The organism is Peribacillus sp. NPDC096448 (assembly GCF_044762675.1).
Lineage (GTDB): Bacteria > Bacillota > Bacilli > Bacillales > DSM-1321 > Peribacillus > Peribacillus frigoritolerans_B.
This window is the reverse complement of sequence record NZ_JBIWEU010000028.1, coordinates 14,722-39,906: the sequence shown is the minus strand read 5'-3', so window position 1 is coordinate 39,906 and position 25,185 is coordinate 14,722. Positions and strand designations below refer to the sequence as shown.

Below are 25,185 nucleotides of genomic sequence, written 5' to 3'. Positions count from 1 at the left end.
TCGTCAAGGGGTTAATGGGTTAGACTCTATTTTTGAGTTTAGATTTTCGTAGTAGATGGTGGCGGCGAGGAGCGCCGCCATAGGAGTTTCTTATGGAACTAAGGTGTAGGTTAGTTTACTAAGGCATAACTATTGAGTTTAGCTAAAGAATAAGGAGTAAACAGAAATATGAGGTGAACCTTGATGGCTAAGCGATATTTAATCTTATTAGGATTTTTTTTATTTGCCTTTACCCCTATGCAAGCAGTTAAAGCAGAATCGATTTCAAAAGTGGAAGGATGGTATGGAACAACAGAGGATATTTTTGGAGATATTGTGTTTCCAACTCTAGATAAGAAAATTGAAAAAGAGTATGGACGTAATTTGAGTTGGCAATGGCAAAGAATTGTTGGTATAAGTTACAATGTTAATCATTCTTACGATGTCGATATAAAAATTCAAGTCTCTTCCGAACGTAATGAACCATTGGATTATGTAGACGACCAAGTTAAATTAAGAATATCTCCATCCTGTGACAGTGAAAAGCTTAATCAACTGAAATGTAATCATGGTTTTAAGATAGAAATATTAGATTACAAACATTTGTCTCAATAAGAATGTAGATCAACTATAAAGGCAGCTTTTCTTCTTTAACTAATGTGGCGTTAGTGAGATCGGGGCTGCCATTTGGTGGACTTTTTGGCTTAAGGAAAATTTATAAGGCTTCTTTTTATCCAAGAACGCTTGAACCTGACTTTCACCTTTCGCTACATCCAGACCAACCACTGGATTCATTTTTTATCTCCTCCAAAAACATATTATTGCCGGTAACCCCTAATCCTTCTTGCAGTATCATAGCTTCGCTTGTTATACGAGATCTTGGTCCCAACCAGCCAAATCATGTTTAAGCAAGTAGGGGGCGAACTGTTTAGTTGACGGGGTCCAAGCCCCACGGGCAGGAACGTTCTGCCCCAGCTACCGTTATCATATATCGATATAAAAATTGTTCAACCAGAAATATCTGGCTGACCTTATAATACGAACGGGGCAGGATAGTTACATAAGGAATGGAGAATATAAGCTATAAAAATTATGAATGCGGGTGGATGTTTTTTGAAACTTCCTAAAGGAGTAACTGTTTTTTATAATGCCAAAGATAATAAGCTACCAACAATTGATGGGAAACAATTTAAGCAGCAAAAAACCTGAAAATCAGATAGACCTTCAGGTTTTTTAGAATTTAAAAATCCTACAGCGCGTATTAGTAATAGATTAAAAAGGACATTCCCTAGTACAGATAGCCATCTGAATTTAATCGTCTCTATTATCTTCATCTTGGATATCTTCTGGATCTTCTATTGGATCTTCTGGATCTGGATCGTTATCTTCTTCATCATCTTTATTCATGTTATCATTTTCATCAACGCCAGGTGTATCATTTTCATCAACGTCAGGTATATCGTTTTCATTATCTGCCGGAGCATCCACTTCAGGTGGAGCAGGATCCGGATCCGGATCAACGTTACATCCTGCTAACATAACAGATATAAATGTCCCTATTAGCATGAGAAGCCATTTTTTATTCATGGTGTATCCCCTTTCATAATTTGATATGACCTTTAGGCCTTTCTTTATCATTCCTCATATGTAAGTAATTATGAGTGACTCTTCCAAAATCCCTTATGAGAAACATAAATAAAAATACCTCCCAATTAATATTAGAAGGTATCTTTAGATAAAGAAAGGAACACCAAGAAGGTTTCTCACGCTTGTTCATTCTTTATTAAATATATTCGCACTCATACATTCACATACTTTTGATCTTCTCGGATTTACGTAGTTACTTGATACACTCGATTGAAGCTTCAATTTCTTTAAACTTGCATCCGTAAATTACGAATACTTTAAATCTATATCCTTCAAACTCCACACTATCTCCAACTTGTACTTCAAAGTTCTGTGTTAAAATATCCAACCACCGAGTGTTTAATTCATCTTCTCCTATAGTTCTCTATTTACGCGGGGACCAGGCAGATAAATGACCTCTGTACACTAACCTTGGGAGAAAGGCGGGAACAGAGGTCATTCGCATTTATAAACTAATTTGGGAAAAGATTTCTATATGTATACTCCCCTGATAAATAATCTGATATTCATTGGCAAAAATAAAACCCCGTATCAAATTTTCAGGCTTGATACGGGGTGTATGAAAGGTCAGTTAATAATATCCCCCCAACCCCGATTATTATTCAAACTATTCCATCTTTGGTCCAGAACAAACACCCCCTAATCCAGGAAGGGGGAAAAAGAGCAACAGTTTTATATTCACACGGTTGCTTCTGAGGACCGGTTTTAGATATAAAATATGGATAAATTTTGAAGGTATATAAAGCTCTGTTTTCATCATTCTAAAAGAGTAATAACCTTTTATAAAACAAGGAGGCGTTATTCATGACAGTAATCAATGACGTTAAGACAACTGTTGCCGGTTTGAAAAGTGCTCAGGCTAGCTTCGAAACCTTTTCACTGGGTACAGACAACGAACAAGCAAAGCAACTTTACCAAGATGCTGCTAAACAAACTCAATCCGTTATAGACAGCATTGAACCACGTATTCAACAAATCGAACAAGAAGAACCCCAATACAAACAACAATAATGTAAAAGCTAGGAAAGGAAGGTTGGTTGATTATCAGCCAACCTTTTTTACCTTCAATGATAAGAAGACAAAGGGGTAATTTCATAAAAGATGAAATAAACCAATTCATCATGCTTCTTTTATTACTAACTGTTATCGGATTAGGTTCAGGATGTAATAGAAATCAAAATCAATCTGGTGAGGACCATAAGGAATTAAGTATTTCACAGGTACATACAAGCAAGCCAATCAATCAATCCGTGGCGAATCAAGCAAAAAAGAAGGTCATCACAGAGGAAGACATTTCGGATGTGAAGGCTGTGAATGATAAAGAGCTATTGATAGCGATAAAAGTAGAAAACTTTGAGCGTTTCTATTGGCCGTGTCATCGATATGGGATTGACGGATCCATTTAATATGGGAGGGGCCATGGCTCCAGCTGCGGTTGATACCATTGAAGCTCATTTAAAGGAACGAAACATTGATCCATCTTATTACGATTTGATTGTCACCGGGGATCTTGGTCAGATTGGCCATGAAGTGTCCCTTGATTTATTTAAAAAGCATGGAACCCCTATTCGTGAAGACCAGTATCAAGACTGCGGATTAATGATTTATCGGGAAAGGCAACCGGTTTAGGTAGTGGTGCGGGATGTTCAGCAACAGTCGTCTATGGTCATTTATTAAACCGAATGAAAAAAGGTGAATTTAAAAGAATGTTAGTGGTGGCAACAGGGGCCTTATTATCCCCCCTATCCTTTCAGCAAAATGGAACGATTCCTTGTATCGCCCCTGCGGTGTCGATTGAATACGGGGGTGAACAATAGTCATGATCTATTTTGGGTCTTTTGTCATAGGGCAAATTATGTTTGACGTGTTTAAACTTACACCGGGACTACGTTAGGTACCCTTGTAGTGATAGGTGCCATTTTAGATGGGGTAGGTTTATATGAACCATTAATTGATTTTGCTGGGGCAGGAGCAACTGTTCCTATTACAAGCTTTGGGAATTCACTTGTACACGGGGCCATGCAAGAAGCCGAAAAACACGGGTTAGTCGGTGTACTTACAGGAATGTTTGAAGTGACAAGTGCCGGCATTTCAGCTGCCATTATTTTTGGCATGTTGGGCGCTTTGACTTTTAAACCAAAGGGATAAGGAGGGCGTAAGATGACCATCGGATCGGAAGCAATGTCTTGCCAGTCTAAAAGGCGTAGAAGCTAGTCTATCGAGTTTAGCATTACGTACACAAGATAACGATTCCAAACAAACCTTACATGAAACGATGATGGTAGTAAATGAAGTAGTGACAGATTTGAAAAAAAGGGTGGGTGAATTGGAAAGAGAGGAATTCCAGTATAAAGGGTTTTAAAATAACGTATATAAAGGAGGGGTTATGTAATGCCGGATTGGTTAGATGTATTTATACGGGCTTTGTTGTTTCTCATTATCCTTTTTTTAGTAACTAAATTGCTAGGTAAAAAGCAGCTATCTCAACTGTCTTACTTTGAGTATGTGGTAGGTATAACTATAGGTAGTATTGGGGCAGAAGTGATTACGGGACTTGAACGAAATATTTCAGTGGGGGTTATTGGAATTGTGACCACTGCCGCAATATCTTTTTTAATTGGAGTAATTTCTTTGAAAAGTAAAATAGTTCGGGACCTTGTAGAAGGGAAAGGAACGGTTTTTATCAAAGATGGAAAAATCATGGAAGATAACTTGAAGAAGGAAAGATATACAACGGATGAATTGTTAGAGTTACTTCGAAAGAAGGATGCTTTTCAGGTGTCTGATGTGGAATTTGCGGTATTAGAGGCAACCGGAGATTTATCCGTTATGTTAAAGAAAGAGAACCAGCCATTAACAGCAAAGGATTTAAACTTGGTGGTTGCTTCAGTCAAAGAGCCTCAGACCGTCATAATGGATGGGGAAATATTGGATGAACCACTTGCGACGATAGGACGAAGTCGAGATTGGTTACACACTGAATTGGAAAAAATAGGGGTCACCATTGAAAATGTCTTTCTTGGACAAATAAATTCTTATGGAGAACTAACGGTGGATCTTTTTGATGATATATTGCAAGTCCCATCTCCTCAAGAAAGGCCTTTACTTCTTTCGACCATGAAAAAATGCCAAGCAGACTTAGAACTATTTGCACTAGGAACAGAAAATAAAGAAGCCAAGCAGATATATGAAAAAAACAGTGAAAAACTACAAAAAGCAATTGATAACGTTACCCACATTTTAAAAAGTTGATTGTATAATCCATTGTTCATGGGTTATTTCATTCGTTCTAAAAAGTATAGGAGGTAGATACATGCCTCCTTAAAATCACCCAAAAGTTGTCAAACGTAATGTTGAAAAAGGAGATTTTATATGTGTATATAGACTAAAGGGAAATTCAACTTGTCACGCTCATTTTTAAATAGGTTGTTTTCAACTTATGATAAATTTTTTCCCTCATTCTGAAATCACATGCTTGTACATATATTAGCCATAAACACATGATAAAAGTGATGTATATTCTTCAGAAAATCACGGTTATTCTTATAGGTAGTCTATTATTGAGTATCGGAATAAACGGCTTTTTAGTTCCCCATCATTTATTAGATGGAGGGATTACAGGCATTGCCCTCATCATCCATTATTACTTTGAATTCCCAACAGGTTTAGCTATGTTTCTTTTAAGTATCCCTCTGTGTATATTCGCCTGGATCCATGAACGAACATTCTTTTATAATAGCTTTCTTGGTTTAATTGTTGCGTCTATGTTCATTGATTGGCTAGCCCCTTTAAGAAACCAATTTTCCCTTTCTATTTTTCCGAGTGTGGTTATAGGAGGAGGATTAATTGGAATCGGAGTAGGAAGCATGCTTCGATATGAGATAAGTACCGGAGGGACTGACTTGTTAGCTCAACTTGTATCGAAAGCTTTGTCCGTAAATGTAGGCGTCGTTATTTTCATGATAGATGGTCTAATTATAATAGCAGCGTTTCTATTTAAGACGTTAGAATTAAAAGCTTCCCTTTTTTGTTGTTTAACTATATGTATTATTGGGATGGTTACATCTATGATGGCTAGCTCATCGAATAGGTGAAAAATAGAAATATTTAGACCTAGAAGGTTGAATGATTTCATTGTATTACACCTTCGCCGGTTGATTTTACTATTTTATTAAATAACTTATTTTAAAGGCTTGATAACTTGGCTTGAAGTTATGATTTTCTTCAATTGTATACAAGCTGCCACCTTGCTAAGTATATTTTCATAGCTTTGTGAAAGAATAGTATGTATCTTTTTAATTAGGAAGCATAAAAATGAGGTTGAAAAAATGTTCACTTTCATTGGGAAGTTAATTCTGCTTTTTGGGCTAGTGATTTTGGCAATGCGCTGTATGGGTAAGACGGTACTGGCTCAGTGACCCCGCCTGATCTTGCGGCCATTGTATTTGTTGTCACGTTGTCCGTCAGTCCTATCAAAGCCAACGGAATTGGACAGGCGATAGCAGGAATCATTATCATTGTCCTCATGTATCTGTTGTTTTCTAAATTAAGTCTTTTCCGCAGGCTAAATCGAATATTCATTGGCCATCCAAGCATTTTAATCAAACATGGGAAAGTCTCAAAAAAAGACTTAAGGAAAACTCGCTTTTCTCTCGTGGAGCTATTGTCAACCATTCGGGCTTCAGGAAGAATTGACAAACAAAGGATTTCACCAAATCAATAACATCTTTTATGCGGCCGTCACCGATAAAGATCATTCTTTAATCGTTGACACCGGTACCGGGTAATCAAAACCCGTAATTCACCCTATTTTCTACAGGAAGAGAACAAGATTGTTCAAATAAAAACCATCATTTATAGGGATTTTCCCGGTTATAAAAAGACTGAACTAGGTAATGATATAAAAGTAATTCAAATATTAAAAAGGGGAGATAGATCCTTATGGCTCAAATTGATGTAAACCAATTAAATCAAGCTAAAGCAAATGTAACCCTAACAGAAAGTCTACTAACTCAAGCAATTGAGAAATCATCTTCAGACCCAACTTTAGCTCAAGAAGCAATCAAACAAGCTTTTAATGAGATTGCACAAGCTCAAACAGCAGTGAGTCAAGTGCAAAGTGCATTTTTAGCCCAGAAATCTGAATAAAATACTTAATTTTCCCCTGTAACTTATAAAAGTTGCAGGCTTTTTTTATTAGAGTATTTAAATGAAATCAACAATGTAAAGGGATTTTTGCTAAGCCAAGTTCTAGACTCTTTTGTTGAAAACACCAAAAAGGATATATTTTTAACGTTTGGAATGTTGATCTACATGGGAAGGATTGGTCCTGAAAGCCGAAAGTTTCAAGTTATCGATTGAACGAGAACCAGACAGTCATCGTAATCAAAAATGGCACAGTTCTATATCAAAACATTTCCAGCATCATCACACCCTTAAAAACAAATATTAGATGATGGAAGGGGAAAATTTTGCTTTCCAAATTTTATATAGAGGATGTGCCTAAAAAATGAATAACTGGAAACCAGTCCTTTTGAATAAAGGTATAAGGAAAAATGTGTTAAATAGGTTTGGTAGAAATAGAAATAATAGAAGAGGTATCATATGGGCGTCTTTATTAGGTCTAGGAGTTAGTGCAGCAGCTTATGGATTAGGAAGAAATCGGAACAAAAATATGCTGATTCCTGTTCAAAATGTAATGAATAATATTCGAACGCGAACAGTTAGCCAAATGCCAAACGCGGCTGCTATAACTGAGTTTTCAAAGGAATTAGTCCCTGATAAAAATCCTTTAACAAACAAATGAAATTTCCCTTCAGATAAAAATGCCCACTTCAATGTGGGCATTTTTATCTGAAGAAATTAGAATCAGTAAATTCAAAAAAATTTTTCTCTTGGTAAAAGACTTTTTCCTGTATAAAATCAATAATCAAACAGAATGTCGACTAAGATGTTGTTGCTATTGACGGGCAAAATAATTTACGCGTCGGGCAATTTTATCTAAAATGATGCTGGTCATGGTGGCAATAAAGGCACTTCCGATAATATCAGATGGATAATGATGTCCTACCCAAATACGTGAGAAGCCCGTAAACACAGATAATACCCAAAGAATTGAACCAAGGACACGGTCATAAAGAAAGATAGAAGTAGACATAGCAAATACAAGAAGAGTATGTTTACTTGGAAATGAAGAATCCATTTTTGAAGGAATGAGGATGCCGACCCGACGTTTCACAAATGGACGTGGTTTAAAACAAAACAATTTAATCAAAGTGTTAATAAATAAAGTTACCCCCACAGATATCATCGCGTTGCAAGAGACTTTTTTGTAAGAATCATTTTTAAACCACATGAAAATCAAAACAAAAATAAACACATAACGCATTTTTTTTGATATCAATATCATCAGCAAATCAATGGGAGAACAATTTCTAGAAATCTGATTAATTGATTTAATTACTTTGTAGTTCATAAATTTATCTCCTTACATTATAGATACAAATAAAATTCCCTCTTAATTAAGAAATATGTAAAAATCGCAGAGAAATTGATCTTTGTCCCATTATTTTAGCTACAAAGAGCAAAAAGAAACAATTGCCTTAATATCCATTTAATTAGTAAGTGATTCTTGGCCTAAAAAAAACATCTACATCCATCTCCTCAGATCATATGGGCAATAATTTTTATTCCCCATTAATCAATTGTTATGAGAATGAAAATGCACAGGTGAAGAACCACTTTGATTGAACCAATTATTTGTCCATATACGACAACAACTTTCAGAATCAAAAGGTACTAAAAAAATTAATAATATAGGATTTTAAAGCGATCTTTAAATGTGTTTCAATACAGATGGCAGTTGATACTTCTGATTAGGAAGTTATAGAGACGGTAGTTTAAAAAGAGTAGGTTATACAGAAAATGAACCTGTCATCAAATAACCAGTGTCATATTTTCTATTTCCGTAATCATGATACTATTACGTCCAACTTTCTCTAATTTCTTCATCTGCATTATGGCGTAAATGGGGCATGAAGGATGCACAATTCTAGTCATTCTTAACAGCTACTATTATTAAGGAACTAAAAAACTAAACGAACAAAAGGGAGCCTTTTAGGCTCCCTTTTGTGTGTAACATCTTTAATGATAGCCATTCTTCCCATTTGCAGAACCTGATGTTTTATGGTTCCCCTTTTTACCTTTATGCTTTCCTTTCTTACTCATGAAAGAATTCCTCCCCAATACAAGATGGTATTTCTTGATTAGTGTTCGTTGAAGAACTTTCAGGTATTACGGGAACTGAAGGAATCTCATTCACATTTTGGATGAATTTTTTCATTTATGAAGGCATTGACTTTTCCTCCTTTTTGTATATTTCGTTTTACTCTTCTATTATGGATGAACAAAACTCCAAATAGCGTGATTACTCCTCCAAAAAGAATAGTCGATACTTCTCCAAGTCAAATCCAAAGGGAAAGTTTTCTATTTCAATGATGGGCTTTATAAACTTTGTTTAATATTCGTTAGAGGGAGACCGGAAAATCATGAACTAACAATTCATCATCTTTAACAAGCAGAGGACATGGGTTTTCTTCTATTTTGCATAATTTCGAATGAAAAAAGGAAATGTAATTAAGAAATCCAAAGGGAAAGTTGGTGAGGACATATTTTAACTGAATTTTTTCCGCAATTATATCATAATTTAGTACGTTCTAAGTGGTTTACAGAGAAGTATATACATCTTTACTTACAAGAGGAATTTGAATTTAAAGATAAAACTATCTTAGATTTCGGTTCCGGTACAGGGGCAAACTGCACTTTATTTTCTCCTGAACGTTAAATAGGAATAGAACCTGACCAAAAAAGGGTTATGTATTCGAAAAAGCTATATTCAAATTATGACTTCAAAGTTTTAAAAGAATATTCTCTACCAATTAAAAATGAAAGTATTGATTATATTCTCATTATTTCCGTGTTACATCACATCTCTTGTGCTGACATAAAAACGTATATAGAAGAATTTAAGCGAGTATTAAAACCAAATGGGAAAGTCATTGCAATTGAGCCTTGCATGTACAAGCATAAGCCTTTTTGTAACATCTTTATGAACTGGTTAGATCAAGGACGTTTTATAAGAGATGAGAAAGGGTATATAGGTTTTTTTCATAAAGACGGTTATAAATGCGATGTTTTAAGGCGTTTTACAAAATGTTTTGTATACAACGAACTATTTTTCTCGGCTTGCTTAAAAAATTATTAGATAAAATTCTAACATCGATAATTTTAGGTTTATTTTGAGGCTGTCCCGTCGCCATACTCTTTAAAGATTACATGGCACGGAATGAAGATCGATTGCTTAGGAGCCGGATTATCAGTAAATATCGAACCAAAGCAGCTTTGCTTGTTTTCTCTTTAATAGGATGTGTACGATAAATATTGAAAGGATTGATTCTCCATTAATTTTCTTGATTTAACCTACATTTTGATTTCTATATCAAAGGAAACATTCCTTTCAAATTGTATCTGCAATCATTGATTATCCAACTACATTACTCTAAGATGCATGGTGAAACCTTTAAAAGTGCATATTAATTTTAAGATCCATTGGAAGGAGTTAATCACTTTGAAAAAGCAAGTAAAGCAAAATGAAAAGGATACTGAAGAAAGACAAGAGGAGCTACAAACAATTAATGATATTTCTAAGAGCGAAAATGGGCAGCCGGTTCCTCAGCCTAAAGATTACGATGAAATAGAGTATTAAGATAAAAGTAATCCACCGGGATAAATGCGTTTAAACCAATTCCTTCAGTAGCTACTTAAGGGGTATATGAAAAAGCAGATTTACAGCATTAAGATATGTTCATTATTAAAAGCCTGATATATCTCTATATTATCTAGAGAAATCTGGCTTTTTTAATTCTCACTAAAGTTTTAAGCTGAGACTTTAACTGAAAAATATAATCTGCCATAAAACTATGACTCCCTCCGTTAAACTGGATAACAACATCATTCTGAATCGGCTACACTAAGTTGGACAGATAAAATGAGGGTTAGTACACTTATTTTTATCACTTAAAGGAGCGTGATACTATGTCACGTCAACGTCTAACAATGAAAAATGGGTTACTGACAATGACGGAGTTTCATCTATATGGTGAGAAGTTATATTTATCACCCAATCCTTGACTTATTTAATGGGGAAATCATCACTTACAATATCGAATGTCACATTTATCCTTTAGTCTCTGAGATGTTAAGCCAAGCCTTCTTAGAATCGGGAGATTTACCAATTCTTTATTCGGATCAAGGCTGGCATAATTAGATGAAGTCTTATTCACATGCCTTAAAAACAAATTGCATTAAGTAGAGTATATCTCGAAAAGGAAATTGTCTTAATAATGCGGTCATTGAAAACTTCTTTGGTTTACTCAAGTCTGAATTACTTTATTTACAGAAGGTTTGACAGCATGGAGCATTTTAAACAGAACTAGAAGATTATATTCATTACTATAATCACAAACGAATCAAAGCTAAATTAAATGGCATGATCCCAGTAGATTACCGGGTTCATACCCTCAAGCCTGCTTAATAAAATAAAGCGTCTAACTTTTTGGGTTCACTTCAGTCCAGTGCTCTTTTTATGCGCTTTTTGGTGTGTCTATGGACGATTCTAAGCGAATTAATTTTTTCCGGATAAACTTTTACTAAATGCAAAAAAGGCAGCCTTGTATATTGGGCTACCAACTGAAGTCATTAATAATTATGTAAAAAACCATGGTGCAGAAACCTTTATTAAAGTCTCTGTACCATGGTTTTTGTATTGATTCGTTCGTGAATGTTGTTTTTCTGCCAGAGTGCTGTTTTGATGAACAATCTCTTCTTTCGACATTACTCGGCCTTAACAAAATACATCTGTTTTGCAAAAAGGATTTTTATAATCGATAGATTCGTTGATTTCTCAATCGTTTTTTCACACCTGTATTTTCCATATAGTTTTTACCCCACTTACATAGACTCTAGTATGGGCATCAGAGAAAGTTTCCACCTTACGAAGGCTTGGGCTCGGGAGGCAGTTCCGACGAAACGTACAAAAAAACCACTATTCTCCCATTCCTTCTAAATCGATGAGAGTATAGTGGTTTTGAAACTCCTTCACTTGGTCATTGGCAATCTCCCGTTACTTGATTTCGATTGCCGAAGCCTGGTTGTCCCAATCCGAAGCCATATTAGCAGTTTTACCATACCAATCGGAGTGTCTAAAGGAGACTCCTCTGCCATACCCTTGATATGAAGTATGCTCCCACAGCGTGGTCGAATAGCTTGAAGAAGGTGACGCCGTACTTAAGGAGGAAATTCTGTCATTCCAGCTTGAAGACAAGTTTGTAAACCCGTCTCTCCAGTAAATATAATTCCCACCTTTATATTTATACTCATAGAAATCGGTACAACAAGAACCGCTACCCATGGTAGTGACTTTGTTTTGAAGTCTCTGTTTATCTTTTTCGATAAATGCCTGCAAAGTTTCCCTGCTCGTAAATCCATACGCCAACCAATCGCCCTCTTTATTCTGTTTAGGCAGAACCATGGTTACTTTTATTTCTTTGTTAGATATGTTACTTACTTTGGCTTGGGAATCCACATCTTTTCCATCCACATTTAAATAGTGGAACGATTTAATCGTATAATCCTTTTCTGCATTCGTCGCGGCCTTCGATACTGGTGTAAATCCCATGACAACGAAAAGACAACATATTATTACGGAAAGACAATGTTTTACTTGCAATTTCTCCACTCCCATATTATTGAAATTTAGATGCTTTAACCGGAAAAAGTGAATCAATGTTGACTGCCCCTGCGTAAATTCTTGACGGAACAGCCGATACCGACTTGTAAACTAATGGCTGAATTCCACTTTTCACTTTTATTACATATTTCCTCCTTCCGGCTTCTCTCCTAGCCATTTATACGAAATGTGTCAAAGGATGATTCTCCTTCAGTTTACTTTGTATATTATTTCCATACAAGTATATATTTTCCTATATCGTTGGTTGGGTAAATAGTTTGACTATTGAATAGTGCTACTCGTGTGAAGTCTGGCACGCACAAAACCCTATGATAGATGAAGGGGCTGCCATGCTTGGAGGGCGTAAGATGACCATAGGATCCGGAAGTAAAGCGATGTCTTGCCAGCTTAAAAGGCGTAGAAGCTAGTTTATCGAGTTTAGCATTAAGGACTCAAGAAAACGAATCCAAACAAATCTTGCGTAGAACGCTGATGGCTGTGAACGAAATAGTAACAGATTTGAAAAAAAGGGTAGGAGATGAGGAATTCCAGTATAAAGGGTTTTAAAATAACGTATGAAAAGGAGGCGTTATGTAATGCCGGATTGGTTAGATGGATTATACGGGCTTTGTTGTTTCTCTTTATCCTTTTTTTAGTAACTGAATTGCTAGGTAAAAAGCAGCTATCTCAACTGTCTTATTTTGAGTATGTGGTTGGTATAACTATAGGTAGTATTGGGGCAGAAGTGATTACGGGACTTGAACGAAATATTTCAGTGGGGGTTATAGGAATTGTGACCACTGCCGCAATTTCTTTTTTAATTGAAGAATTTCTTTGGAAAGAAATTCCGGAAGGTACATTTAATCCTTCTAATCGATGTATCTTCTTTATTTCTTCCATATTTCCCATGTTAATTTTCATCATTTTTATGTACCTTTCTTTCTTGTTATTCTATAGGTTTATAACAAAATGGATTGTTTTTTAAAAAACGGGCCTTAATGAAATTAAATTTTGCAGAAATAAAAGTGGTAAAAAATAAAGTGTAAAGATTGATTTTTAGAAATAGAAGTATAGATGGTGTCTTATGTTTTCAGTTCTACAAACATACTAAAAAAGGAGAAGACTTTCTGGTCTTCTCCTTCTAGTTAATTATTTCCACGATAATTGGTTCTTCTCTCCCCAAGCTGTTTTGCAGCCTTTTTAGCCTTCTCCTGCTCAGGGGTTGTATAGAGGGCAGCCGTTGTTGTTGAAGTATGACCAAGTTGAGTCATCAGTAAATGGATGTCTCCTGACTGCTCCATTAAGTTTGTCCCGTACGCATGTCTTCAGTTTGTGCGGGGACATCGATTTATTGGACTTAAATGCCTTCTTAAATTTCCTTACTAGAGCCTCGATGGCGCAGTTGGACATCATTCACCCTAGTCAGGAATACATAGGCCGTATCATCATTTGAGACCCTATAACGTTCCGTTCGTACAGCTAGGTAATCTTTTATGTCCTGTATAGACGGAGGAGAGACTGCCACTAAATCTTTTTTCCCCCTTACGTAAAACGTGTATCTGTTTTTCCTCGAAATCCAAGTCTTTTAGCTTTAAGTTGGTTAACTCGTTCACCCGAATACCACTTCCTAAGAAGAGGGATAAGATCGCAAAATCACGTTCCTTGTCCCTTTTAAAATAAATGAGTTTCCTGGACTTTTCAGGTAGCTCCTTTTCATATTCATGCTTTACGAATTCAAGAAACCGAGTATCCTCATCATTGTGGGAAATCTTTGTCGATATTCTGGAAGCACTCGCCCCCAACGTTTCTTTCACTTTATTCACTTCAATTTTCAACATGACATTTCGATAGAAGTAAGGTTCGCCATCATCATTTTCTGTCTGAGTCGTTAAATATTTGAAAAGAGAGCGTAACGGAGAAATTTTCCGATTGACGGATACCTTTTCGGCTTTTTTTTCCTTCTTAATTAATAGGGATATTTCTCCATTCCAAAAATTTTATAAAGGATTGGGCTTCAATCAATTTTAACTTTTCCAGCACTGACAGGGGGATATCTTTTTATTGGGTCAGATCAACTCAATGAAAATCGAGTTTTGCTACAGTTTTTTATTTAAAAGACATTTCAGTCGATTTCAGAAATCCGCTCCCTTTCCGCCGACTGTCTGTCAAGCCTCCTCGACGCAAGCGTCTGTGGTGTCTCGGCTAGCCAGTTATTCGGCAGGAGTCCCGCACACCCGCTCCAATCAACTTTGTTTTAACTTTAGATAGAACTTTTTGGTTTCGCATGCTTTTCAAACCTAATCCATCTTTTAATGAAGAGTTCCAATCCCATCTCATATGGAATAGAATTTCTTCAGCGATAATTACATCTCGAATGTACGCTAATTCGTTATTTTACTGTGACACTTCACAGCGAGATAGAAATTTTATTGAAGTTCTTACGTATCCATGATACCTTCAGTTTATAGGGAATGGTTGGGAGGAATAGGTTTTGAACACAAAGGCATTTTTATTGGCATTTATTACAGTTATTATTTGGGGATCTACATTCGCTGCTATTCGTGCAAGCTTGCATGGCGGATATTCAGCTGGCCATTTGGTACTTGTTCGTTATCTTATAGCATCAGGGGTTTTTATCCTTTATGCTCTTTGGCCTGGGGTGAAATTTCGACTCCCGAAAAAAGAGGATTTGTTGAGGATTTCGATCCTTGCATTTATTGGTATTAGTATTTACCATATCGGGGTGACATTCGGGGAACAAACAGTTTCGGCTGGAACGGCAGGAATGCTGATTGGTTCAGCACCTGTATTCATCGCGATCATTGCTGCGTTCGTTTTAAAAGAACGACTAGGACTTTTCGGATGGATTGGTTTAGGAATAGGATTCACAGGAATTACCTTAATAACATTAGGTACTGCAGGCCCTTCCCTGAATATTTCTGAAGGAGCTTTTTTAGTGCTGATGTCTGCTATTGCTTCTGCGGTGTTTTTTGTTTTCCAAAAGCCACTGTTTAGCCGTTATAATCCGATTGAATTGACAGCTTATTTCACATGGATCGGTACAATACCCTTTTTTGTATTTTTTCCTGGGCTATTTCAAGAAATTCAACATGCAACGATGGAAGGTCATTTATCAGCGATTTTTGTTGGTGTTTTCCCTGCAGCCATCGGTTATGTAACTTGGGCAGTCGCTTTATCATTAGGAAAAGCCAGTTCCGTTTCTAGTTTGTTGTACATTGAACCTGTGATTGCCATTTTCGTCGCGTGGGTTTGGCTGCAGGAGGTGCCTAGTACCCTTTCAGTCATTGGCGGCAGTATTGCAATATTAGGGGTCCTTGTCGTTAATGGTTTCGGAAAGTATAAATCGGTGATGAAAAAAGCAGCATGAAAACTAGAAAGAAATAGCAGCATCCCAGATCATCATGAATGAACGTTTATCCTTCTTGTACGACTAGACACATAGGAGGGAAACCTAATCAAAGGAATTCACCCAGGTTGATGAGGTCAATCAAATACACCTGGGGAATTGGATTTTTCGCCCTGTTTATTACCTAAAATCAAATCTATTTTTAAAGTCCCAATCCAATTTAAATGAATTATTTTCACCTGTTAAAAATTTATAATCGATATAGGATTTTTCTTTCTTAGTCATTCCGTCGACATATGGGGAATAGGTACGGAATAATAATACATTTTTCTTTTCATCAAATTCTACAAGTCTTAGCCAGCCATTTCCCCCTCGATAATTCGTTTGGTAATTGAGCAGCATTTGAATGACATCATTTCCTGCTGAGTTTTGTTTTACCCGATGTGCTATCCCATAATAGTGTCCATTTACCGTCATGAACACTTGATTATGGTCCTTTACAAGTTCATCCCATATCAACCGTCCATTAGATGAATCGGCGGCAATGGTTTTATCATCTTTAACCTTCGGAAAAATAATATCATGTGAGACGAGGATTGTCGGTTTATCTTTATGCCGTTCTAGAACTTTTTTTGACCATTCCAGGTCCTTATGCAGGTTTTTCATATCCACTATTAAAACTAAGTATTCATAACTCCCTGCCTTAGCAATTGCATATGAGCTATAACGAGAGGGAGACGAACCCTTATAGTATTTTTTATTCATAAAACGCTGTGGCCCATAATGTGCTAAAAAAGGATCTCCGGCAGCATAGTCATGATTCCCTGCCGCCATCATATACGGTACTTCCTTTTTATCCAAATGGGAAATGGCTATGAGCGAATTCTGCCATTGTTTTTCTGAATCACTATCGACTATGTCCCCAACAAATGTATTCATGATAATATTATTCTTCTTGGTGTTATTGGATATCCAGTTCATTTGGCTATTGAAAATCTCAGGATTTTGGCTTGAATATTTCTGGGTATCTGGAATGAAAAGGAAATTATAATTCTTCTTATTCGTTAGAAGGGGGAAGGATTTGTTTGATCCTTCAAATGGTTTATCATCACGCGCATCCTGTACTAGCCATTCTTTTTCCGTTAATGCCTTATTGGCAATTCGTATTTCCTGGATATTCCCTCCGAAAAGCGCATCCAACTTATTTCCCCACTCTGTTGCTCCGATATTCCAGCCTTTACCTTTTAATACTGCAATACCTATGGCCTTTTCTGATTCTCCATAATCACTAACGCCATTCAAAGTCAGGGTCGTCGTGCTACCATCATTAACGACTGCCAAATGGTACCATTCATCAGCATTTAAAGATCGAGACCAATTGCTTACATTATAGTTTAAATTGGATGGATGGCTTGTCCAGTGCAACTTTTGATCACTGGATATAGATAAAGCAGAAAGGATTTTTTTCTCGCCTTCCATTTTATTAAGGTCTGCCGCCTGTCCTTGTCTTGAAAAAAGCCCCATGTCACTTTTGGGTTTCCTTGGCATCTTAAATACCGCTTCAATGGTATAACCCCTATCGAAATTCTCCGAATTGATAGGTGCATCCCTTTTGGTTTTGAAATACCTACCTGCAGGGGCGTTTTCGTAATTTGCGAATTTCAAGCTATCAACTTCATCTTGAGCATAATAATCTTCTTCAGACCATTTCAACATACTTTTTAATTTGGGTGATGCAGGGTCTCCTATCGTCACTAACTCTAAATCGTTTCCTTGTTTGGTTGTATCTTCTATAATTAAATTACCTTTATCGATTGAACCGCTTTTAACATGTTGTTTTGTGAATTTCCAATTTGCAACGATACTGCTCCGATCATTTTCAGCAACGGAATTTAAAGAATCGGCTGACTTTGCAATACCAGGAACAATCATACATAAGAGTGAGAGACCTATAAATGCTTTTTTCATTCTCATAAAATATTCACCCCTTTAAGTTAGATTAAGCAATTTAAGAATAATGGTTAAATATGTATTATTTTCTTACTACCTGGGTAATTTTTGAAGAAATTAGCCTAGGTAGGGAGATTCCGTATAAGCTGCAATATGGTTTAGTTTGCTTATCTTCTCGATAACTTATTAAGGATGAGTAAAAAAGACTTATTCCTAAAAAAGACATTAGGAGATAAGGCCTAATGCCTACAATTTGAAATCAAGGGATACAACTAATTGTCATAAGAGATTGTGGTTTGAAGTAATTTGAACTTCAGATGGGGAGGTAGGAAAACAAGCTATGTGTTAGCTTTAGGACAGTGATCCATCAAGAAAATGAGGTGAAAAAAATGGTGAGAAGGAGATAGGTTGCCTCCTGTAATAGATGTGGTATTAATCTTAGGAGGCTATCTTGAATTATAGGAGATGTTTTAATATGAAACAAAACAAATACGATGATGCAAATTTCTTTTCTGCGTATGAGCAAATGCCACGATCGGTCAAAGGGCTCGAAGCTGCGGGGGAATGGCATGTATTAAAAGAGCTAATGCCAAATCTGCGTAATAGAACTGTACTTGATTTGGGCTGCGGTTTCGGCTGGCATTGCCGATTTGCCCGAGAGCAACAAGCCAGTTCCGTCGTTGGTGTGGATATTTCCGACAATATGCTTCAAAGAGCACGTAAAAAAACGAATGACCCTTGTATTTCGTATATTAAAATGCCGATTGAAGACATCGATTTTTCCGGCTCTGAATATGTGGTTATCAGTTCGTTGGCTTTTCATTACATTGAGTCATATGAGGCAATCTGCAAAAAGGTCCATGATTGTTTAAAGCCCGGAGGCACTTTTGTTTTCTCGGTTGAACATCCAATTTTTACTTCTCGCAACGAACAAGCTTGGTATGTAGACGATCAGGGAAATCGTCTGCATTGGCCAGTTGACGACTATCAGTCCGAAGGTGTGAGAGAAACAACCTTTTTAACCGAAAACGTAGTAAAGTATCATCGTACGGTTTCAACATATATGAATGACTTGATTGGTGTTGGTTTCAGCATAAAGGCAGTAAAGGAACCGATGCCTTCTGATGAAATGTTAAAACGTGTTCCTGAAATGAAAGATGAAAATCGAAGGCCCATGTTTTTAATGATTTCAGCAGTAAAGGAACCGAATTCTATATTTGAAGGAATCAAGTAAACGGAAAAAGGCGTTTCTACGAAAGTAGGGACGCCTTTTATTATTAACATTAATTATTAAGCAATAAAGCGTTGATTATCGGCTTTAATTAGGTAATGATTAAATAGTTAAATATGGAAAAGGGGACTTTGGAGGAGGGAAATTGGATGGAGAAGGTATTTCCGCTTATTAAAACAAAACGATTGATATTAAGGGAAGTAACACTAGAAGATGCGGGTGACATGTTCAAATATCTATCTGATACGGATGTGGTGAAGCCAATGGGGTTAGACCCATTCAAGACAGTAAATGATGTATGGGATGAAATTAAGTGGTACGAATCTATATTCGAAGAAGATTCGGGCATCAGATGGGGAATTACATTAAAGAATTCCGGTAAGGTTATAGGAAGTTGTGGTTTTCTGAATATGGTCACCAAACATCATCGAGCTGAAATTGGATATGAATTAAGTAAAGATCATTGGGGAAAAGGCATTGCGAGTGAAGCGTTGGAAGCCGTTGTTATGTATGGTTATCGCCATTTTCACCTGGAAAGGATTGAAGCCTTGATTGAACCTGATAATCATTCATCCCAAAAACTAGTGGAAAAACAAGGGTTTAGAAGAGAAGGACTGCTTAGGCATTATGAATATACCCGTGGCAAATTCGATGATTTATATATGTATTCACTTATAAAAGAAGATTTTAACGGCATTATTCATTGTGAAGATCGCTAAGTACGACGGTCACATTTTGTCGATAAAGTTGGTTTCGGAATGCATTCATCCTAAAATCCTTTCATGATTTTACGGAGGGATTAGTTAATACATTGTTTTTAGGGTTTTTAGCCGGTCTCTGGCTGAAGACAAGCTCAATGTAAACTAAAATTTATGAATTTTCACCCATGAAAAGACCGCTTTTCTTTTTTGAGGGTTTGTAAATTTGAACGTTGATTTCCATTCCATGCACTCGCTTTCCGCGGGCGGTCCGGGAGCCTCCTCGGCACTCTTCGCGCCTGGGGTCTCCCTTGGCCACGCTTTTCCCGCAGGAGTCACGTACCTTCCATTACAATCAACTAGATTTTTTTTACACTTTAGGCTGTTCATCCCAAACCATGTTTAAGACTAGTTTCCATTGGGTTTTTACTGTTTTATGAAACACTTATTAGATTGAAGATTTTTTCCCTTATTCCTGGAGTGTACCGGCAGATACCAAAGACGCTGGCGGTTAGAACGTTTTTTATACTGAAGTCATTATTCGCTTGTATAATCTCTTTCAACTTTACAAATACGGGTAGTATATGACGAGTACCAATCTTTCATACCTTTTTCCTGTGCTTTTTTGTGAGCAGCATTTTCCTTCCAAAGCTTTATTGCATCCAAGGATTTCCAATAGGATACGGTAATTCCGAACCCGTTTTGATCTCTTACGCTTTCGACTCCTAAATAGCCATCTTGTTGAGCGGCAAGTTGATTCATGAATTCAGCAGTTGAATTATAACTTGCGACATTTTTATCGCTTTTTCGGGAAGTGAAAATACATGCGTAATAGGGCGGTTCGGGCGTATTTGCAAAAAACATGAAATGACGCCTCCTTTTAACTTAATATTCAAAATAATACCATATAGGTAAAAACGTGGAAAGGTGCCCGGTAAAGCGCATACTCAGCAAAGAAAAACGAAATTCTGCTAAAGGGATTTTATTCTGATTCACGAATATATATTACTTGGACGGTTTACAAAAAAAGGAGATGGTCTTGTGTGCGGGATTTGTTAGCAAACATATAGAAAGAGATGCATTTTTACCGAAACAACGCGATATTCTTTTGGAAAGTGCATTAAAAGATTTATCAGCAGATCCTGATGTTTTGGCTATTTACATAGCTGGTTCATTAGCAAAAGGAAACGATGATAACTACTCTGATATAGATTTGCACACCATTGTTATTCCAAAACGTAAAGCAAAATTTTTAAAGGGAAAAAGGGATAGAGCCAACAATTGGGGAGATGTTTCATTTCACGAAGACTGCAATCCTTATTCACCGTATGTCGTCACTCATTATAAATCCTTTGTGAAAGTGGATAGCTGGTATCATGCACCGGAGGAAATTGTTCCCTCCATCTGGTTAAAAGATGTTGAAGTCATCTATGATCCTTTTAATATTTTGAGTCCTGTTATTAAGGAATCGGCAAATAAAGTGTATAAACCTTCACCGGATGAAGTTGTGCATTGGAGAGGAAAGCTGCTTGCTTTTGTCCATGAAACCTACAGGGCCGTTATGAGAAGAGAAATGTTATATGCACTATCCAATCTTGATAGGATACGGTGGCTGATTGTGTCTGGTTGGTATATGGAAATGGAACAACATTTAGATGTCCCCTATGGAGTATGGACAAAAATCGAGGGCAATAGAAGTAAATTAGCTGGAAAGCAATTATCCCTATTGGAAAGTTGGGATTGTGGGCGCAATTCAAATGAAATCATTAAAACGTTGAGACGTATGATCCCAGAATTCCTCAGACTAAATGAATACCTATGTACTCAAGTGGGTGTCGAAACTAATGAAGACCAAATCAAAAGAATAATCGATATGGCTATCTGATACCTTTTACAAATGGTTATGACACACTCGTTGTTCGTGTAAAATGTGTAATCACTTTTGGAGGGATGCTAAGTGGCAGAATTGGTATATCATGTAGCAGTTTCACTGGATAATTTCATTGCCGACCAAGCAATGTTGGAAGGGAATATCGATCATTCTTTTTTCTTATTTGAAGGAGATCATGTCCCGGACTTTTTATCCGATATCCAGCAATATGAAGCGGTGTTGATGGGTAGTAAAACATATGAATTTGGATTTCAATTCGGAGCTAAACCGGGTGAACCAGGTTATAAGGGTTTGAAACATTATATATTTTCGAGCTCCCTTCAGTTTGAATCGAATGAGGAGGTAGAACTTATCGAAGGTGACGCTGTTGCGTTTATTGAAAACCTCAAGCGGCAAGGTAACAGAAAGCTATGGCTTTGCGGGGGCGGTGAACTGGCTGGAACGTTATTAAAGCATAAACTCATTGATCAATTGGTGCTGAAAGTGAATCCAGTCATAATCGGTGAAGGCATCCCTCTTTTCGGCAGTGTTAAGCCAAGTCTAAAATTGGATTTAGTTGAAATGAAACACTACCCAAACGGAGTGATTAAACCGACATATAATATTATTTATACGTAGGAATGTGGTAGAGGCTGCTAATACTTCATACGTAAAGGCTTTCCTTCAATAATTAGGTCTTTGGCGCAGCCTTTTTCTAATGAAAATTCACTGGTCATTAAAAATTAAACTTTTTTAAAGTGAAAATATACAAAGAAAATTTATTAGAAATTTATTTTTAACATATATCCTTTCAGTATAACTTGAAAGGAGTTTTCTGTATGAGAAAAATGTTGAAAGTATTAAAGAATATATTTATCGCCTTCTTTGCTATTATCTTATTTGTAGCAATAGCTGTTTTTATTTACCATAATTATCAAAAGGGCAAGGAATCATCATTAATTAGTGAAGGAACATCCGTTGATTTTAATAACAAAGAAATTAATGTATATACGGAAGGCAGCGGTGAGGACACATACGTTTTTATGTCCGGTTCCGGGATTGCTGCTCCTGTTTATGAATTGAAAGGATTATATAGTAAGTTTGCAAAAGAAAATAAGATTACAGTCATTGAAAGAGCTGGATATGGTTACAGTGATGTTTTTCATGATGATAGGGATATTGATACAATATTGGAGCAAAGCAGGAAATCATTGATAGAAAGTGGAAATAAACCCCCTTATATTTTGGTTCCACACTCAGTATCAGGCATTGAGGCTATTTACTGGGCACAAAAGTACCCAGGTGAAATAAAGGGAATTATTGCTTTGGATATTGGTTTACCGCACCAATATGTAACGCATAAATTGGGCATAGTTGATTCATTGACAGTAAGAGGGGTGAATATTTTGACGAAAATGGGTTTCCATCGTCTTGTTCCTTCTGCTGTTTATAATCCCGAAGTGATTCGGCAATCATTCTTGACTGACCAAGAAAAGGAATGGTATAAAGCACTATCCTATAAACAGTTTTTTAATGATGATATGGAGCAAGAACTTTTACAGAGTTACAATAATGGTAAAAAATCAGTTAACTTGCCGATTCCAAAAGAAACACCCATTTTATTTTTAGATGCGATAGCCGATGAAAATAAAAATTCAAAATATACAAAACAAGAAAATGAAGATTATGAGGAGTTTGCAGAAAAACTATTAAAAGCGGATGTAATAAAGCTGAAAGGGACGCACAGCATTTATTTATACGCGCCTGATGAAATATATGATCTTTCCATGGAATTTATCAAATGAATAAAGAAAGGCCCTGTGATGAAAAGATATAATATTTTACTTGTTGAAGATGATTGGATGATTGGTGATTTATTGAAAAAAATTATGGAACGCGAAGAGTACAATGTATGTTGGATGAAAGAAGGAAAAGATATTATTGATATCATCCATGAGGTCGATTTAGTCATAATGGACGTTATGCTGCCAGGGGATGATGGCTATCAAATTACAAAGAAAGTAAAAAGTCTGGGATTGAATATTCCAGTTATTTTTCTATCCGCCCGAAATGATATGGATAGCAAACTCCAAGGTTTGACAATAGGTGAGGATTATATGACTAAGCCTTTTGATCCTAGGGAGCTATTACTAAGAATGCAGAAATTGCTGGATAATCAATATGGTACTTTCACGCAAATTAAACATTTATATATTGATGCCGAACATAAGAAGGTATTTAATAATGACCTGCATAATGAAGTGGTTTTTACTGCGATAGAGCGTAAAATTTTTTTCTATTTATATGAAAATAGGAATCGGATTTTAACGAAAGAACATTTCTTTGAATATTTATGGCAGCTCGAAGATAGGAATCAAAATATCATTAATGTACATATAAAAAAAGTTAGAACAAAAATCAGCGATAACACCGGTGAAATCATCCAAAATATATATGGAGAAGGGTATAGATTGAATACCTATATAAAGAAATGAAATTAAAGAAAAAATACCAGTTATTGTTATTTATTGCCGTTATTAGCGTTCCATGTATATTACTGATGATCAGTATCCTTATGTCACTAATTTATGATATGGCCTTTAAAACCAAAAATGGTGACATTCCTTTTCATGAATCTTTTGCATATCCTACAATGCTGGGAGTATTCATTTTATCATTATTATTGTTAGCCTTCTTATTTTCCAAATCTATTAACTCGCTATTAAATAAAATAAATATATTAAATGAAACCATCAGGAATTTAGCTAGTGATGAGGAGATTCCTAATAAATTAGAAGTTCATAGCAATGATGAAATCGGAAAATTAACTAAATCGGTGAACTTACTAATTGAAAGAACGACTTATCGGGAATTGGAACTAAAGCAACAAGAGGAAATGAAAAAGGAACTCTTAAATAAATTAAGGCATGACATCAATACACCCTTAACAGCAGTAAGATTACAATTATTTTATTTAGAAGGCCAATATACGGATCAAACTCCACTATTACAATCACTATATCAACAAATAAATTATATTTCCGAATTAACAAATGAATATAATATTCAATCCACGGATGTGCTAGATAATTCCTATATCTTAAATGATGAAGTGAATATGCACGATTTATTAGAAATGATGGTTAAAAAATGGGGTTATTTGTATAACATGCACGGTATTGAAGTAATATATCATCCTTTAAATGGAGAGTTGGAATGGATTAGTAATGGCTTGTGGCTCCAAAGGTTATTCGATAATGTTTTCCAAAATGTGTTGAATCACTCGAAGGCTGATAAACTTGTGATAACCATTGAAAATAGTGTGGTAAGTATCAAGGATAACGGAATTGGCTTTGATATTGATAGTAAAAGTAAGGGGCTTGGCTTAAAAATAATTGAGGATATAGCTAAGGCACTACATATAAAATATAATTTGCAATCAAATGAAAGCGGAACTTTATTTTGTTTTACAGTCGATAAAACGATGTAAATCTCTTAGTTATCCGGGGATGATATCCGGTGATTTTGTCAGGGATTCATAAATATCATTCTTTTCAGATAGTTTGCCGTATGCAACATAGTTATCTATCACTTACTTATATAAAGCTATACAAAAAGGTTGCTATAGACCCACCCATTTTTAAGTTGATATTATAT

27 protein-coding genes and 5 pseudogenes are annotated in these 25,185 nt (G+C 36.1%); 24 read left to right on the top strand and 8 right to left on the bottom strand.

All coding sequences use genetic code 11. The annotated features are described in order from the left end of the window. Window positions 1–183 precede the first annotated feature (183 nt). The gene (locus ACIQ0C_RS25400) at window positions 184–594 is read left to right on the top strand and encodes a DUF3888 domain-containing protein (RefSeq protein ID WP_148358480.1); all 411 of its coding nucleotides are present in this window, start codon (window positions 184–186) and stop codon (window positions 592–594) included. Between the two features lie 39 nt (window positions 595–633). Here ACIQ0C_RS25400 and ACIQ0C_RS25395 read toward each other — a convergent pair whose 3' ends face one another. Both ACIQ0C_RS25395 and ACIQ0C_RS25390 read right to left on the bottom strand, forming a co-directional pair. Continuing rightward, window positions 634–774, bottom strand: a complete 141-nt coding sequence (locus ACIQ0C_RS25395; protein WP_403065274.1) for a hypothetical protein — start codon at window positions 772–774, stop codon at window positions 634–636. 516 nt (window positions 775–1,290) lie between these two features. After that, window positions 1,291–1,566, bottom strand: a complete 276-nt coding sequence (locus ACIQ0C_RS25390; protein WP_403065261.1) for a hypothetical protein — start codon at window positions 1,564–1,566, stop codon at window positions 1,291–1,293. A gap of 864 nt (window positions 1,567–2,430) precedes the next feature. Between ACIQ0C_RS25390 and ACIQ0C_RS25385 the strand changes: the two genes are divergently transcribed. The 10 genes and pseudogenes from ACIQ0C_RS25385 (at window position 2,431) to ACIQ0C_RS25340 (ending at window position 7,432) form a co-directional block, all read left to right on the top strand. Beyond that, complete coding sequence (locus ACIQ0C_RS25385; RefSeq protein ID WP_048683800.1) at window positions 2,431–2,637, top strand: DUF1657 domain-containing protein; 207 nt, start codon at window positions 2,431–2,433, stop codon at window positions 2,635–2,637. A 26-nt stretch (window positions 2,638–2,663) separates the two neighbouring features. Then, window positions 2,664–3,032, top strand: a complete 369-nt coding sequence (locus tag ACIQ0C_RS25380; RefSeq protein WP_403065258.1) for a hypothetical protein — start codon at window positions 2,664–2,666, stop codon at window positions 3,030–3,032. Continuing rightward, window positions 2,983–3,443 (top strand): annotated as a pseudogene (locus ACIQ0C_RS25375) (beta-ketoacyl-[acyl-carrier-protein] synthase family protein); the annotation flags it as partial. The gene ACIQ0C_RS25380 and the pseudogene ACIQ0C_RS25375, both read left to right, overlap by 50 nt. A 2-nt stretch (window positions 3,444–3,445) precedes the next feature. After that, window positions 3,446–3,774, top strand: a pseudogene (gene spoVAE / locus ACIQ0C_RS25370) (stage V sporulation protein AE). A gap of 28 nt (window positions 3,775–3,802) precedes the next feature. After that, a pseudogene (locus tag ACIQ0C_RS25365) lies at window positions 3,803–3,988 on the top strand (DUF1657 domain-containing protein); the annotation flags it as partial. Between the two features lie 29 nt (window positions 3,989–4,017). Next, on the top strand, window positions 4,018–4,878 hold the full coding sequence (locus ACIQ0C_RS25360) for a DUF421 domain-containing protein (protein WP_403065255.1): 861 nt from the start codon (window positions 4,018–4,020) through the stop codon (window positions 4,876–4,878). 248 nt (window positions 4,879–5,126) lie between these two features. After that, window positions 5,127–5,720 (top strand): YitT family protein, encoded by a 594-nt coding sequence (locus tag ACIQ0C_RS25355; protein WP_403065252.1) that lies wholly within the window; start codon window positions 5,127–5,129, stop codon window positions 5,718–5,720. A 320-nt stretch (window positions 5,721–6,040) separates the two neighbouring features. Continuing rightward, window positions 6,041–6,349 carry a YetF domain-containing protein gene (locus ACIQ0C_RS25350; protein ID WP_403065249.1) on the top strand — a complete coding sequence of 103 codons (309 nt, stop codon included), beginning with the start codon at window positions 6,041–6,043 and terminating at the stop codon, window positions 6,347–6,349. 218 nt (window positions 6,350–6,567) lie between these two features. Then, a complete protein-coding gene (locus tag ACIQ0C_RS25345; protein ID WP_403065246.1) occupies window positions 6,568–6,774 on the top strand; it encodes a hypothetical protein in 207 nt (68 codons plus the stop codon). Window positions 6,775–7,135: 361 nt separating this feature from the next. Then, entirely contained in the window at window positions 7,136–7,432 is a 297-nt protein-coding gene (locus tag ACIQ0C_RS25340) for a hypothetical protein (RefSeq protein ID WP_403065243.1), read from the top strand. A gap of 153 nt (window positions 7,433–7,585) precedes the next feature. On the opposite strand, the gene ACIQ0C_RS25335 is transcribed toward ACIQ0C_RS25340, so the two are convergent. After that, window positions 7,586–8,101: an undecaprenyl-diphosphatase gene (locus ACIQ0C_RS25335; RefSeq protein ID WP_403065240.1), complete on the bottom strand. Its 516-nt coding sequence runs from the start codon at window positions 8,099–8,101 to the stop codon at window positions 7,586–7,588. 1,368 nt (window positions 8,102–9,469) lie between these two features. On the opposite strand from ACIQ0C_RS25335, the gene ACIQ0C_RS25330 reads away from it, so the two are divergent. The 3 genes and pseudogenes from ACIQ0C_RS25330 to ACIQ0C_RS25320 form a co-directional block, all read left to right on the top strand. Next, window positions 9,470–9,889 carry a methyltransferase domain-containing protein gene (locus ACIQ0C_RS25330; RefSeq protein ID WP_403065271.1) on the top strand — a complete coding sequence of 140 codons (420 nt, stop codon included), beginning with the start codon at window positions 9,470–9,472 and terminating at the stop codon, window positions 9,887–9,889. A 363-nt stretch (window positions 9,890–10,252) separates the two neighbouring features. Continuing rightward, window positions 10,253–10,390: a hypothetical protein gene (locus tag ACIQ0C_RS25325; protein WP_403065237.1), complete on the top strand. Its 138-nt coding sequence runs from the start codon at window positions 10,253–10,255 to the stop codon at window positions 10,388–10,390. A 349-nt stretch (window positions 10,391–10,739) separates the two neighbouring features. Then, window positions 10,740–11,218: pseudogene (locus tag ACIQ0C_RS25320) on the top strand (IS3 family transposase); the annotation flags it as partial. 588 nt (window positions 11,219–11,806) lie between these two features. Here ACIQ0C_RS25320 and ACIQ0C_RS25315 read toward each other — a convergent pair. Beyond that, on the bottom strand, window positions 11,807–12,361 hold the full coding sequence (locus tag ACIQ0C_RS25315; RefSeq protein WP_403065268.1) for a hypothetical protein: 555 nt from the start codon (window positions 12,359–12,361) through the stop codon (window positions 11,807–11,809). Window positions 12,362–12,859: 498 nt separating this feature from the next. On the opposite strand from ACIQ0C_RS25315, the pseudogene ACIQ0C_RS25310 reads away from it, so the two are divergent. After that, window positions 12,860–12,979, top strand: a pseudogene (locus tag ACIQ0C_RS25310) (DUF1657 domain-containing protein); the annotation flags it as partial. Next, the gene (locus tag ACIQ0C_RS25305; RefSeq protein ID WP_403065234.1) at window positions 12,951–13,397 is read left to right on the top strand and encodes a DUF421 domain-containing protein; all 447 of its coding nucleotides are present in this window, start codon (window positions 12,951–12,953) and stop codon (window positions 13,395–13,397) included. The pseudogene ACIQ0C_RS25310 and the gene ACIQ0C_RS25305, both read left to right, overlap by 29 nt. A 160-nt stretch (window positions 13,398–13,557) precedes the next feature. Here ACIQ0C_RS25305 and ACIQ0C_RS25300 read toward each other — a convergent pair whose 3' ends face one another. Both ACIQ0C_RS25300 and ACIQ0C_RS25295 read right to left on the bottom strand, forming a co-directional pair. After that, complete coding sequence (locus ACIQ0C_RS25300; RefSeq protein ID WP_403065231.1) at window positions 13,558–13,713, bottom strand: hypothetical protein; 156 nt, start codon at window positions 13,711–13,713, stop codon at window positions 13,558–13,560. 156 nt (window positions 13,714–13,869) lie between these two features. Next, on the bottom strand, window positions 13,870–14,226 hold the full coding sequence (locus ACIQ0C_RS25295; protein ID WP_403065228.1) for a tyrosine-type recombinase/integrase: 357 nt from the start codon (window positions 14,224–14,226) through the stop codon (window positions 13,870–13,872). Between the two features lie 677 nt (window positions 14,227–14,903). Here ACIQ0C_RS25295 and ACIQ0C_RS25290 point away from each other — a divergent pair. Beyond that, a complete protein-coding gene (locus ACIQ0C_RS25290; RefSeq protein WP_403065225.1) occupies window positions 14,904–15,800 on the top strand; it encodes a DMT family transporter in 897 nt (298 codons plus the stop codon). A 159-nt stretch (window positions 15,801–15,959) separates the two neighbouring features. Here ACIQ0C_RS25290 and ACIQ0C_RS25285 read toward each other — a convergent pair whose 3' ends face one another. Beyond that, window positions 15,960–17,753, bottom strand: coding sequence for a laminin G domain-containing metallophosphoesterase family protein (locus tag ACIQ0C_RS25285; protein WP_403065222.1), 1,794 nt, complete (start codon window positions 17,751–17,753; stop codon window positions 15,960–15,962). Between the two features lie 451 nt (window positions 17,754–18,204). On the opposite strand from ACIQ0C_RS25285, the gene ACIQ0C_RS25280 reads away from it, so the two are divergent. After that, on the top strand, window positions 18,205–18,963 hold the full coding sequence (locus ACIQ0C_RS25280) for a methyltransferase domain-containing protein (protein WP_403065219.1): 759 nt from the start codon (window positions 18,205–18,207) through the stop codon (window positions 18,961–18,963). A gap of 146 nt (window positions 18,964–19,109) precedes the next feature. After that, complete coding sequence (locus ACIQ0C_RS25275) at window positions 19,110–19,679, top strand: GNAT family N-acetyltransferase (protein ID WP_403065216.1); 570 nt, start codon at window positions 19,110–19,112, stop codon at window positions 19,677–19,679. Window positions 19,680–20,195: 516 nt separating this feature from the next. On the opposite strand, the gene ACIQ0C_RS25270 is transcribed toward ACIQ0C_RS25275, so the two are convergent. Continuing rightward, on the bottom strand, window positions 20,196–20,522 hold the full coding sequence (locus ACIQ0C_RS25270) for an antibiotic biosynthesis monooxygenase family protein (protein ID WP_403065213.1): 327 nt from the start codon (window positions 20,520–20,522) through the stop codon (window positions 20,196–20,198). 175 nt (window positions 20,523–20,697) lie between these two features. Here ACIQ0C_RS25270 and ACIQ0C_RS25265 point away from each other — a divergent pair, with 175 nt between their 5' ends. From ACIQ0C_RS25265 to ACIQ0C_RS25245, 5 genes are all read left to right on the top strand, one after another. Next, window positions 20,698–21,543, top strand: coding sequence for an aminoglycoside 6-adenylyltransferase (locus ACIQ0C_RS25265; protein ID WP_403065210.1), 846 nt, complete (start codon window positions 20,698–20,700; stop codon window positions 21,541–21,543). A gap of 72 nt (window positions 21,544–21,615) precedes the next feature. Further along, complete coding sequence (locus ACIQ0C_RS25260; protein ID WP_403065207.1) at window positions 21,616–22,167, top strand: dihydrofolate reductase family protein; 552 nt, start codon at window positions 21,616–21,618, stop codon at window positions 22,165–22,167. Between the two features lie 200 nt (window positions 22,168–22,367). Beyond that, window positions 22,368–23,333, top strand: coding sequence for an alpha/beta fold hydrolase (locus ACIQ0C_RS25255; RefSeq protein WP_403065204.1), 966 nt, complete (start codon window positions 22,368–22,370; stop codon window positions 23,331–23,333). Between the two features lie 18 nt (window positions 23,334–23,351). Next, window positions 23,352–24,023 (top strand): response regulator transcription factor, encoded by a 672-nt coding sequence (locus ACIQ0C_RS25250; RefSeq protein WP_402843453.1) that lies wholly within the window; start codon window positions 23,352–23,354, stop codon window positions 24,021–24,023. Then, window positions 24,020–25,018 (top strand): sensor histidine kinase, encoded by a 999-nt coding sequence (locus ACIQ0C_RS25245; RefSeq protein WP_403065201.1) that lies wholly within the window; start codon window positions 24,020–24,022, stop codon window positions 25,016–25,018. The genes ACIQ0C_RS25250 and ACIQ0C_RS25245 overlap by 4 nt, the downstream gene beginning before the upstream one ends. Window positions 25,019–25,185 lie beyond the last annotated feature (167 nt).